This window comes from Saccharothrix sp. NRRL B-16314 (assembly GCF_000716595.1).
Taxonomy (GTDB): Bacteria; Actinomycetota; Actinomycetes; order Mycobacteriales; family Pseudonocardiaceae; genus Actinosynnema.
Map to the genome: position 1 here is coordinate 169996 of NZ_JNXC01000021.1, position 11622 is coordinate 181617.

At 71.7% G+C, this 11622-nt stretch carries 12 protein-coding genes; 6 read left to right on the forward strand and 6 right to left on the reverse strand.

The window, feature by feature from the left end:
- Nucleotides 1-123: 123 nt before the first annotated feature.
- From efeB to efeU, 3 genes are read right to left on the reverse strand one after another with little or no spacing between them, the layout of a single operon-like run.
- Nucleotides 124-1392: an iron uptake transporter deferrochelatase/peroxidase subunit gene (gene efeB, locus OQ02_RS26300; RefSeq protein ID WP_033441244.1), complete on the reverse strand. Its 1269-nt coding sequence runs from the start codon at nt 1390-1392 to the stop codon at nt 124-126.
- Entirely contained in the window at nt 1389-2540 is a 1152-nt protein-coding gene (efeO, locus tag OQ02_RS26305; protein WP_033441245.1) for an iron uptake system protein EfeO, read from the reverse strand. Before efeO ends, efeB begins: the two co-directional genes overlap by 4 nt.
- Nucleotides 2541-2556: 16 nt before the next feature.
- Nucleotides 2557-3372, reverse strand: coding sequence for an iron uptake transporter permease EfeU (gene efeU / locus OQ02_RS26310; RefSeq protein ID WP_033441330.1), 816 nt, complete (start codon nt 3370-3372; stop codon nt 2557-2559).
- A 166-nt stretch (nt 3373-3538) separates the two neighbouring features.
- Here efeU and OQ02_RS26315 point away from each other — a divergent pair, with 166 nt between their 5' ends.
- The gene (locus tag OQ02_RS26315) at nt 3539-4387 is read left to right on the forward strand and encodes a lytic transglycosylase domain-containing protein (RefSeq protein ID WP_033441246.1); all 849 of its coding nucleotides are present in this window, start codon (nt 3539-3541) and stop codon (nt 4385-4387) included.
- A 21-nt stretch (nt 4388-4408) separates the two neighbouring features.
- Here the strand turns inward: OQ02_RS26315 and OQ02_RS41330 are convergent, their stop codons facing one another.
- The 3 genes from OQ02_RS41330 to OQ02_RS26330 form a co-directional block, all read right to left on the reverse strand.
- Nucleotides 4409-4771 (reverse strand): DUF6968 family protein, encoded by a 363-nt coding sequence (locus tag OQ02_RS41330; RefSeq protein WP_051772818.1) that lies wholly within the window; start codon nt 4769-4771, stop codon nt 4409-4411.
- Nucleotides 4768-5145 (reverse strand): tetratricopeptide repeat protein, encoded by a 378-nt coding sequence (locus tag OQ02_RS26325; protein ID WP_033441247.1) that lies wholly within the window; start codon nt 5143-5145, stop codon nt 4768-4770. The genes OQ02_RS41330 and OQ02_RS26325 overlap by 4 nt, the downstream gene beginning before the upstream one ends.
- Before the next feature lie 80 nt (nt 5146-5225).
- A complete protein-coding gene (locus OQ02_RS26330; protein ID WP_033441248.1) occupies nt 5226-6125 on the reverse strand; it encodes an alpha/beta hydrolase in 900 nt (299 codons plus the stop codon).
- Between the two features lie 110 nt (nt 6126-6235).
- Here OQ02_RS26330 and eno point away from each other — a divergent pair, with 110 nt between their 5' ends.
- The 5 genes from eno (at nt 6236) to OQ02_RS26355 (ending at nt 11497) form a co-directional block, all read left to right on the forward strand.
- Nucleotides 6236-7522, forward strand: coding sequence for a phosphopyruvate hydratase (eno, locus tag OQ02_RS26335; protein WP_033441249.1), 1287 nt, complete (start codon nt 6236-6238; stop codon nt 7520-7522).
- Nucleotides 7522-8238, forward strand: a complete 717-nt coding sequence (locus OQ02_RS46085; RefSeq protein ID WP_081915958.1) for an FtsB family cell division protein — start codon at nt 7522-7524, stop codon at nt 8236-8238. Before eno ends, OQ02_RS46085 begins: the two co-directional genes overlap by 1 nt.
- The gene (locus OQ02_RS26345) at nt 8235-8726 is read left to right on the forward strand and encodes a DUF501 domain-containing protein (protein WP_033441332.1); all 492 of its coding nucleotides are present in this window, start codon (nt 8235-8237) and stop codon (nt 8724-8726) included. The genes OQ02_RS46085 and OQ02_RS26345 overlap by 4 nt, the downstream gene beginning before the upstream one ends.
- A gap of 163 nt (nt 8727-8889) precedes the next feature.
- Nucleotides 8890-10455: a lytic transglycosylase domain-containing protein gene (locus OQ02_RS44130; RefSeq protein ID WP_197043503.1), complete on the forward strand. Its 1566-nt coding sequence runs from the start codon at nt 8890-8892 to the stop codon at nt 10453-10455.
- A 91-nt stretch (nt 10456-10546) separates the two neighbouring features.
- Nucleotides 10547-11497 (forward strand): Ppx/GppA phosphatase family protein, encoded by a 951-nt coding sequence (locus OQ02_RS26355; RefSeq protein WP_033441251.1) that lies wholly within the window; start codon nt 10547-10549, stop codon nt 11495-11497.
- The last annotated feature ends 125 nt before the right edge of the window (nt 11498-11622 follow it).

Below are 11622 nucleotides of genomic sequence, written 5' to 3' on the forward strand. Positions count from 1 at the left end.
GCCCAGGCCGGCCGACCGTGTTCCGAGCGTTGAACTCGGGGGTTCCGAACGTAGGACACGGTCGTTCTGAACGTAGGACTCACGCGACCTGAACGTAGGACTCACGGGTCGGGAACGTAGGACTCACGGGGGGTGGGGGAGGAGGGTGTCGCCCCAGTGGCCGCCCTCGCGGACGCCGGGCGGGACGGCGAAGTGGCCGGAACCGTTGTGCTCCAAGTACTCCATCATCACGTCCTTGGTCGACAAGGCGTGCTGCATCGGCACGAACTGCCGGCCCGTGTCCCGGTTGAAGCACACGAAGAACAGCCCGGCGTCGAGGTGCCCGAGCCCGTCCGACCCGTCGGTGAAGTTGTACCCCCGCCGCAACACCCGCACGCCGCCGAGGTGCTCGGCCGACGCCAGCCGCACGTGCGCCACCTCGCCGATCGCCGGCTCACCGCCCGCACCCTTCACGTGCAGGTCGACCGGGTCGAACTCGGCCACCTGCCCGAGCGGCGCGCCGACGCCCTTGGTCCGCCCGACGATCGCCTCCTGCTCCGCCAACGACGTCCGGTCCCAGATCTCGACGTGCATCCGGATCCGCCGCGCCACCAGGTACGTGCCGCCGACCAGCCAGTCCGGCCCGTCGCCCGGCGCCACCCACACGTGCTCACGCAGCGCGTCGCCGTCCTCGGCCTTCACGTTGTTCGTCCCGTCCTTGAACCCGAACAGGTTCCGCGGCGTGACCTGCGACGTGGACGTGGACGACGTGCGGCCGAACCCGAGCTGCGACCAGCGCACCGAGACCCGCCCGAAGCCGATCCGGACCAGGTTGCGGATCGCGTGCACGGCCACCTGCGGGTCGTTCGCGCAAGCCTGGATGCACAGGTCACCACCGGTGCGCCGCTCGTCCAGGTCGTCACCGGGGAACCGGGGCAGGTCGATCAGCTTCGCGGGCTTGAGCGGCGCCAGCCCGAACCGGTCGTCGAACAGCGACGGCCCGAACCCGATGGTCAACGTCAGCGCGGACGCGGGCAGGTCGAGCGCCTCACCGGTGTCCTTCGGCGGCGCCTGCGCGTTGCCGCCGACCGCGCCGCCCTCGGCCGCTTCCTGACCGGCCGTCATCCGCCGGGCCGCCTCGGTCCACTCCTGCAGCAGCGACACCAGTTCGGCACGCTTGGAAGTGGTCACGTCCAGCGCCACGAAGTGCATCCGGTCCTGCGCGGGCGTCACGATCCCGGCCTGGTGCTCACCGTGGAACGGCACCGCCTCCGCACCGGTCAGCGCCCCCTCACCCCCGGAACCGGAGCCCGAACCGGACGCGGACAACGCACCTGCCGCCGCACCGGCACCGACCAGCGCGGCACCCGCCGCCCCGAACCCGAGCAGCCTGCGCCGGGGAACGCCGGTCACTGCGACACCACCTCGGCGACCTTGCTGATCGGCTCGCCGAGCGCGTCCACCGCCGCCGCCAACGCCCTGACCTCGTCCGCCGAGAGCTCGGTGTACAGCTTGAACCCGTCACCGACGCGGTGCGTCTCCAGCAGCTCGTCCAACGCCTTGAACTTCTCGTCCACCGAGGCCACCAGCGCCGCGTCCCGCTCCTCGATCACCGGCCGCAGCGCCGCGACGGCCGCCTGCGAACCGTCCACATTGGACCGGAAGTCCCACAGGTCGGTGTGCGAGTAGCGGTCCTCCTCGCCGGTGATCTTGCCGGTGGCGACCTCGTCCAGCAGCTCCTTCGCCCCGTTCGCCAGCTGCAACGGCGTCAGCTCCACCGCCTTGGCCTGCGTCACGATGTCCTTCACGTCGGTGAGCAGCCGGTCGGCGATGGCGGGCGAGTCGGCCTGCAGCCCGGACACCCACAAGTCCTTCTCCAGCCGGTGGAAGCCGGTGAACTCCGCGCCCTCCTCGATGACGTCCTCGCGGCCGTCGATCTTCGGGTCGAGGTCGCCGAAGCTCTCCGCCACCGGCTCGATGCGCTCCCAGTAGATCCGGGCGACCGGGAACAGCGCCTTGGCCTCCTCGACCTTGCCCGCCTTGACCGCGTCCACGAACTCGGTCGTCTTGACGAGCAGCGTGTCGGCCTGCGAGTTCACGTAGCGCTGGTAGCTCTTGGTCGCCTCGGCCAGCTTCGCGTTGCCGTCGGTGGACTTCTTGCCCTCACCGGACACGGTGAACTCGCCGCGGATGCCGTCGCCCCTCATGCCGGGCTTGCACGCGGTCTGCAGCTTGCCCGCCTCGGTGACCTCCACGATCAGCCGGCGGGTCAGGCCGGGGCCGATGTTCTCCACCTCGCCGAGGATCCGGTCGCCTTCGGCGTACAGGTAGAACTCGGTGACCTTGCTGCCCTTGTTGGTCACCTCGAACGTCACGTTGCCGGTGTTCGCGGTGGTGCGGGCGACCTTGCACGCCTCGTCGGACGCCTCGACGGCGATCGGGCCGTCGGCACCCGCGGGCGCGGCCTCGGTGCCGCACGCGGCGATCAGGAGCAGCGAGCCGAGAGCGGCGGTGCGAAAGGCGGCGCGGCCGGCGCGGACGGCGGAGTGGGGAACGGGCACGGTTTGTTCTCCGGTTTCAGCTCTTCGCCGCGACGCGCGGGCGGATCAGGAACAGCGGCAGGACGATGGCGACGTACGCCGTCCACGCGATGGCTTGCAGCACGGTGGTGCGCTGCGAGTAGTTGAAGATCCCCTTGAGCAGCGCCCCGTACCAGGAGTCCTCGGGGATGGTGTCGCTCAGGTCGAACGCGAGCGTGTCCAGGCCGGGCAGGATCACGGCTTCCTGGAGGTCGTGCAGGCCGTAGGCGAGAACGCCCGCCGCGACGAACACCAGCAGCGCGCCGGTCCACGTGAAGAACTTGCCGAGGTCGAACCGGATCGCGCCCCGGTAGAGCAGGAAGGCCAGGCCGATCGCGACGCCGATGCCGATCAGGAACCCGATCATCGGCTGGGTCGTGTTGCCCGCGCTCTGCACGCTGGAGTAGAAGAAGACTGCGGTCTCCAGGCCTTCGCGCCCGACGGCGAGGAACGCGAGGGTGACGACGGCCACCGGGCCGATCTCCAGCGCCCGGTCCAGCTTGCCGCGCAGTTCGGCGGCGATCGTGCGGGCCGTGGCGCGCATCCAGAAGATCATGCCGGTGACGAACGCCACCGCGAGCAGCGACATCCCGCCGCCGAACGCCTCCTGCTGCTCGAACGTCATCGTCGCGGTGGTGAACGTGACGACCGCGCCGAACACGATCGACAGCGCGACGGCCGCGCCGACGCCCAGCCAGACGTGGGGCAGCCGGGACCGGCGGTCGGTCTTGACCAGGAAGGCGACCAGGATGCTGACGACCAGGGCTGCTTCCAGTCCTTCGCGCAGCCCGATGAGCCCGTTGCTGAGGAGCACGGCGGCCATCCTCACGAGGAGTTAACTGAGGCTCTACGAACTTAGGCAAGCCTCGGCTTCCCGTCCAGTAGGACAAACAGGCCTTAACCTCGCAAAACAGGTACCGGGGACGTATTGCCGCGCAAACTCGCCCCGAGCACTCGTGGCGAGCACGTAGCCTGGGGCGGTGGTCGTCCCGCCGCCGTCGAAGACCGAGCCTCGCCCTCCGGGCCGCGGCGATGCCGGCAACCTGGCCGGGCGCCTGGCGCTGGTGCTGGTCCTGCTCGCTTTCGTGGCGGGCGGGGCGTGGGCGCTGGGCGCGTTGAACCGCTCCTCGCCCAGGCCCGCCGCCGATCCGCCGTTCCCCGTGCCGTTCCTGGAAGTGCGGCCCGGCGCCGCCGCACCGGGCGCGGCCGGTCAGGTGCCGACGTCCGGCGCACCCGAGGCCTCGCCGACGGGTGGTGTCGAACCGCTGGACGCGTGGGCGGCGTCGTTGTCCAGGAAGATCGACGTGCCGGCGCGGGCGCTGCGGGCGTACGCCGTGGCCGACTTGATGATGCGGACCCAGAACCCGTCGTGCCGGATCTCGTGGGCGACGCTGGCCGGTATCGGCCGCATCGAGTCGCACCACGGCACCATCGGCGGCCGGCGGCTCCAGGAGGCCGGTCGGCCGTCGAGCCCGATCGTCGGCATCCCGCTGGACGGCTCACCGGGCGTGAAGGCGATCGCCGACAGTGACGGCGGTGTGCTGGACGGCGACACGACGTGGGACCGGGCGGTGGGGCCGATGCAGTTCATCCCGACCACTTGGGCCCGTTACGCGGTGCGTGCGAACGGGGACGGCCAGAACCCCGATCCGCAGAACATCGACGACGCCGCCCTGGCCGCGGCGCGGTACCTCTGCTCCGGTGGACGTGACCTGGGCACCGGCGAGGGCTGGTGGGCGGCGGTGCTGGACTACAACAACTCGACCGAGTACGGCCAGAACGTCTACAGCGGCGCCGACGCCTACGCGCGGGCCAGCCTCGAAACCTGAGCTGCCGAACGCGCGGTGTAGTCAGGTGCCGGAGGGCTGCGGGGGTGGGCCGGTGTGCGGGATCGGGGCGACCGTGAGGCCCAGTTCCGGCAGGCCCAGCCAGTCGAGGTCCACCGAGGCCGCCGCAGCGCGGCTCGCCAGCTCCAGCCGCACCCGGTACACGCTGAGCAGCAGGGCCTGCAGGGAGTCGACGCCGAACGACGCGCCGACGTCGTCCTTGCCCAGCCCCAGGATCTGGTGCGGGCAGCACCAGTCGCCGTTGGTGCTCAGCGGGTCGGGGTGGGGGCTGCCGAAGCGGATCACGACCTCGGTGCGCGTGCCGTCACCGGCGACGCACTCCAGCCGTCGCTCGGCCACGACGTCGCCGAGTTCGTAGGCGGTCATCGGTCGCGCTCCACCGCCAGGCGGGCGCTGACCTCGCCCAGGGCTTCCTGGTACTCGGGTGACGGGTTCATCGCCGCCGCCATCCGCAGCTGCGTCAACGCTTCGGTCAACCGGTTCTGCCGCTGCAACGTCCGGCCCAGCGCGAACCGCGCGTAGTGGTCGCTCGGATCGAGGTCCAGCACCTTCCGGAACGCCGCCTCGGCGCGCTTCAGCTGGGCCGAACCCAGGTAGGCCCGGCCCGCGAGCAGCTGCACGCTCGCCCGTTCCGGCGCCGCTTCGAGCACGATCCGCAGCTCGCGCAGCGCCTCCAGCGGTCGGCGGTCCGCGAGCAGCGCCTCGGCTCGGCGGAACGCCTCGAAGGTGCTGTCCGTCATGGTTCGATCAACGCTACCCGTGCACCCCGCCGCGGTTCGACAGCCGACCGGATGACGGGATCGGCGTGTCACCACACGGGTCACCCCACGAGCGCGGCGTGCAGCCGGTCGAGCACCGGCTTGATCGACGCGGGTTGCTCCACATGGGCGTTGTGGCCGACCCCGGGTAGGACTATTCCACTCGGCTGCGCCGCCCGCAGGTGCTCCGGCGGGCACATGTGGTCGGTCTCGCCGGCGGCCAGGAACACCGGCGCCTTCGCCACCGCCAGCAACCCCGCCACGTCCGGCGCGCCCACCCCGAACGCCCCCGAATCCAACGCCGCCCGCCAACCGCCCGAGCCGCCCGATTCGCCAGAGCCGCCCAGCTTGACCGTTCCGCCTGTCCCGCCCGCACCGCCTGTCCCTCCCGACCCGGCCGCCTCGACCGTCCCGCCCGAACCGGCCGTCCCGCCCGAACCGACCGCCTCGGCGGAGCGGCCGACCCCGGCCGAGCCGCCTGTCCCGACCGATTCGCCCGAGCCGCCCACCTCGACCACGCCGTCCTCCAACGGCACACCGGCCAGCTTGCCCGCCCACGCCGACGCCTCCGCCCGCGTCCCGAACACCCGAGCCGGCCGCGCGGCCAGTGAAGCCGCCCGCGCCAACTCCTCCGCCGTCCACCGCAGCTTGACGCCCACCCCGCCCGCCGCGCGCACGTCCACCCCGAACCACCCACTGGCCAGCGTCAACGCCACCACACCACCCAGCGAGTGCCCCAGCACGGCCACCGGCCCGCCGGGGACCACCGCCGCCACCGCCGCCGCCAACGCCCCGAACGAGTACCGCTCCAGGGCCGCCGACCGCCCGTGCCCCGGCAGGTCCACCGCCATCCACGACCCGGGCCACGACTCCGCGACACCGCGCCACACCGACCCGGTCGCACCGAGCCCGTGCAGCAGCACCAGCAGCGGCCCATCCCCACCCCGCGTCACGTGAACCACGCGTGCATCCCCTTCCCGACGACCCCCCGACGAGCGAGCCGGGGCCGTTCCACACCTTGCACCAACTAGGCTCGTCACAGGTACGCGAATGGTCTGACGAGGGAGCGCACGTGGCGGTCATCGAGCAGGTCGGCGCCCGCGAGATCCTGGACTCGCGCGGCAACCCGACCGTCGAGGTTGAGGTGGCGTTGGACGACGGCACGCTCGAACGCGCCGCGGTGCCGTCCGGCGCGTCGACCGGTGAGCACGAGGCGGTCGAGCTGCGCGACCGGGACGCCAGGCGCTACCTCGGCAGGGGAGTGGAGCGCGCGGTCACGGCTGTGCTCGACGAGATCTCTCCCGGACTGGTCGGCGTCGAAGCCGTCGAGCAGCGCGTGGTGGACCAGAAGCTGGTCGACCTGGACGGCACACCGGACAAGTCCCGCCTGGGCGCGAACGCCATCCTCGGCGTGTCGCTCGCGGTGGCGAAGGCGGCGGCGGCGTCCAGCGGTCTCGAGCTGTTCCGGTACGTCGGCGGCCCGAACGCGCACGTCCTGCCCGTGCCGATGCTCAACATCCTCAACGGCGGCGCGCACGCCGACACCGACGTGGACATCCAGGAGTTCATGATCGCGCCGATCGGCGCGGAGAGCTTCCGCGAGGCCCTGCGCTGGGGCGCCGAGGTGTACCACGCGCTGAAGTCCGTGCTGAAGTCGAAGAACCTGTCCACGGGCCTGGGCGACGAGGGCGGCTTCGCACCCGCGCTGACCAGCAACCGCGAGGCGCTCGACCTGATCATGGTCGCGATCGAGAAGGCCGGCTACACCCCCGGCCGCGACGTCGCGCTGGCCCTGGACGTCGCCGCCACCGAGTTCCACACCGACGGTGCCTACCAGTTCGAGAAGACCAAGCGCAGCGCCGAGCAGATGACCGGCTACTACACCGGCCTGGTCGACGCCTACCCGCTGGTGTCGATCGAGGACCCGCTGTCCGAGGACGACTGGGACGGCTGGGTGCAGCTCACCGCCGAGCTGGGCGACCGCGTGCAGATCGTCGGCGACGACCTGTTCGTGACCAACCCGGAGCGGCTGGAGGAGGGCATCTCCCGGCGCGCGGCGAACGCGCTGCTGGTGAAGGTGAACCAGATCGGCACCCTGTCCGAGACGCTGGACGCGGTCGCCCTGGCCACGTCGTACGGCTACAAGTCGATGATGTCCCACCGCTCCGGCGAGACCGAGGACACCACGATCGCCGACCTGGCGGTGGCCACCGGCGTCGGCCAGATCAAGACCGGCGCGCCCGCCCGCGGTGAGCGCACGGCGAAGTACAACCAGCTCCTGCGCATCGAGGAGGCCCTGGGCGACGCCGCGCGGTACGCCGGTGACCTGGCCTTCCCGCGGTACACACCGGAGAGCTGATGGCGCCGCGGGAACGGGACGCTCGACGTGGCCGGGACGCCACGCCGAGGTCCAGCCCTGCCGCCGGCCGGGACCGCAAGGCCGGTACCGGCAAGGCGGGAGCCGGCAAGGCGGGAGCCGGCAAGGCGGGAAGCGGCAAGGCGGGAAGCGGCAAGGCGGACCCGAGGGCTGCCGGTAAAACCGCTGGTCGTCAGGGCAGCGGTGCGAGCCCGGCCGACCGCAGGTCCGCCAAGGGCGGCACGTCGGGCCGCAAGCCCGCGGGCGCGAGGCCGCAGGCACGGCCGACGGCGCGCAAGCCGCAGTCGAAGGCCCGGACCAGGGCGGGCGCGGGCACCGGCGGCGCGTTCGGCATGACCGGCACCCGGCGGGCCGCGTTGCTGGCGATGGTGGTGTGCGCGCTCGCGCTGAGCATCGCCGTGCCCCTCAGGACGTACCTGGCGCAACGGGAGGAGCTGCGGGAGGTCACCGCCTCCCACGAGACCCTGCGGGTCGAGGTGGCCCAGCTGGAGCAGCGCAAGCGTGAACTGGCGGACCCGTCGCACGTGGAGGCCGAGGCGCGTCGCCGGCTGCACTACGTCCGGCCCGGCGAGACGCCCTACATCGTTCAGCTCCCCGGTGACGAGGAGCGGGAGATCGACGAACAACGACCGGCCGCGAAACCGGCCCAGGACAAGGCGTGGTACGAGCAACTGTGGGATTCGGCGGCAGCGCGATGACGGTCAGTGACGAGGACAGGGCGGCGGTGGCGGCGCAGCTGGGACGCGCGCCGCGGGGCATGCGGGAGGTCGCCGCGCGGTGCCCCAGCGGCCACCCGGCGGTCGTGCAGACCAACCCGAGGTTGGAGGACGGCACCCCGTTCCCGACCCTGTACTACCTGACCTGCTCGCGGTTGAACTCGTTCGTCAGCAGGCTGGAGGGCGCCGGGCTGATGAAGGAGATGACCGACCGGTTGGCCGTGGATGAACAATTGGCCCAGGACTACCGCCGGGCGCATGATTTGTACTTGGCTGAACGGGACGCCATCGAACCGCTCGGCACGACCGTCACCGCGGGCGGCATGCCGGACCGGGTCAAGTGTTTGCACGTGCACGTGGCGCACTCCCTGGCCGTGGGCCGGGGCGTGAACCCCTTCGGCGACGAAGCCCTGGACAGGCTCGCGGAGTGGTGGCCGAGCGGCGACTGCGCGTCAACGGTGAAAAACTGACCTTACGGGCAGTTCTTCGGACATCGGCGTGCACGCGGCAGTGACACCGCCGTTCGGATCAGGCACTCTGGGTCCTGGCCGGGTAACGACTATCGGGGAGTTCGTGGCTGTGCCGAAGAGCAAACGTCGTGTGCGGAAGCGGACCAAGGTCCATCCCGGCACGATGACGCCACGGCAGTGGGGCTTCGCCGCGACGGCGACCGCCGCGATGCTCGTCCCAGCACTGTTGCACGGAGCGGCCCCGATCGACTGGGTCAACCTGTCGAACCAGTCCGGAGTGGAGGCCGTGCCGCCCGGTCCCGGCGACGTGCTGGGCACGCTCGCGCTGAAGGACCGCGGCACCCTCGGTGCGACCGGCCGACTGCCCGAGACGGACGAGCTGAGCGCGGCGCTGCTCGCCGACGCCGACGACCCGTCCGAGTTCGAGGACGAGCTGCCCCCGTTGGACGGCGGCTACCTGCGCGAAGGGCAGCACGGCATCCCCGGTGTCATGCTCGAGGCGTACATGCGCGCGGCGGACCGGTTGGCCCGCACCACGCCCGGCTGCAAGCTGGACTGGCCGTTGCTGGCGAGCATCGGGCGGATCGAGTCCGGGCACGCGCGCGGCGGCCGGGTCGCCGAGGACGGCACCACGGTCAGGCCCATCGTGGGGCCGGTGCTGAACGGCGCCCCCGGCGTGGCGGCGATCCCGGACACCGACGACGGCCGGTTCGACGGCGACCGGACCTGGGACCGGGCGGTCGGCCCGATGCAGTTCATCCCGTCCACGTGGGCCGGTTACGAGGCCGACGGCAACGGTGACGGGCAGAAGAACCCGAACAACATCTACGACGCCACGATCGGCGCGGGCAACTACCTGTGCGCGTACGGCGCGGACCTGAGCGATCCGGTGCAGCGCGCGCGCTCGGTGTTCCGGTACAACCACTCCGAGGAGTACGTCCGGACGGTGCTGTACTGGGCGGACGCCTACGCGAAGGGCGTCACCCCGCTGCCGGACATGGTCGGCTCGGACGACGACTACGGCCCCGGTCTGAGCCCCGGCAACCCGGCGAACAACCCCGGGCAGCCCGGCACCACGCCGCCCGGCACGACGCCCCCCGGCACCACGACGCCACCGTCGCAGGGCACGTCGACCCCGCCGACGACCACGACGCGTCCCGGGACGACGTTGACGCTGACCCCGACGCCGCCGTCGTGCCCCACGACGACGACGCCGACCACCACGCCGACGACGACGCCCACGACGACGACGCCGACGACGACACCTTCCGTGCCGCCGGGCTGCCCGACGCCGACCACCACCACGCCGCCGACGACGACGACCTCGCCGACCACGACCACCACGCCGAAGACCTCGACGGTGGAGCCCAGCTCCCCGGCGACGACCTCCGAGTCCCCGGTGACCACGTCGTCGGCAGCCACCACCCCGGGAAGCACCACCCCGGAGAGCACCACCCCGGCGGGCACCACCCCGGAGAGCACTACTTCGGCGGGCACTACTTCAGCGGGCACCACTTCAGCGGGCACCACTCCGGAAGGGACTACTCCGGAAGGGACCACGTCGGAGAAGACCACGTCGGAGAAGACCACGTCGGAGGGGACCACCTCGGACAGCAGCTCGCCGGCCGGGAGCTCCAGCGACCCGGCCACCTCCTCCGGGTCGTCCACCAGCTCGACCGGCTCGACCAGCTCGACCAGCTCGACCACCTCGTCGATGCAGCCCAGCTGAGCCTCCCGTCTCCGCCCCACCGCCCCGCTGAGCACCGGCCCGCCGACTAGGGTGCTGGGGGCAGCACCCACCGGCAGGGAAGGAACCGGGCATGGCACGCGTGGCCGCGATCGATTGCGGGACCAACTCGATCCGCCTGCTGGTCGCCGATGTGACCACTTCGGACAGTGGTGAGCGGTCGCTGCGCGACGTGCACCGCGAGATGCGGGTCGTCCGGCTCGGCCAGGGGGTGGATGCCACCGGCCGGCTGCACCCCGACGCCATCGCCCGCACCCGCGCCGCGCTCCTCGACTACACGAACGTCTTGCGCCGCAAGGGAACCGAGCGCGTCCGCATGGTCGCGACCTCCGCGACCCGCGACGCCGCCAACAAGGACGAGTTCTTCGACATGACCCGCGAAGTGCTGGGCGTCGAGGCCGAGGTCATCACCGGCGACGAGGAGGCCCGCCTCTCCTTCACCGGCGCGGTGTCCGACCTGGACGCGGACGAAGGCCCGTTCCTGGTCTCCGACATCGGTGGCGGGTCGACCGAACTCGTCCTGGGCACCTGGAACGGCGTGCGCGGCGACGTGGAGGCCGCCCGGTCCGTCGACATCGGCTGCGTGCGGCTCACCGAGCGCTGCCTGCGCGGCGACCCGCCGACCGAGGCCGAGGTCGAGGAAGCCGTCCGGGTGACGAAGGACGTCCTCGCCGAAGCGTTCGAAGCGGTGCCCACGGCGAAGACCAAGACCTGGATCGGCGTCGCCGGCACCGTCACGACCCTCGTCGCGCTCACCAAGGACCTGCCCCGGTACGACCCCGCGGAGATCCATCTGGCACGGATCGGCCTCGACCGGATCCGCGAGACCACCGCGAAGCTGCTCACCATGAGTCACGACGAGCGCGCGGCGCTGGGGCCGATGCACCCCGGCCGCGTGGACGTGATCTGCGGCGGCGCGTTGATCGTCCGCGTGCTCGCCGACCACCTGGAGTCGCGCGGAGTGACGGAACTCGTCTCCAGCGAGCACGACATCCTCGACGGGATCGCGTTCTCCACCGCCTGAAGCTGTCAACTGGGATTGATCGTGATCAAGCCGTGACGCCGTCACCGGTATGGCCCACGTCACCGTCCCCTTAGCGTTCCTCTGACGCTGTGAAAGCGGTCGACTCTGTTCGGTTACGCCCGATC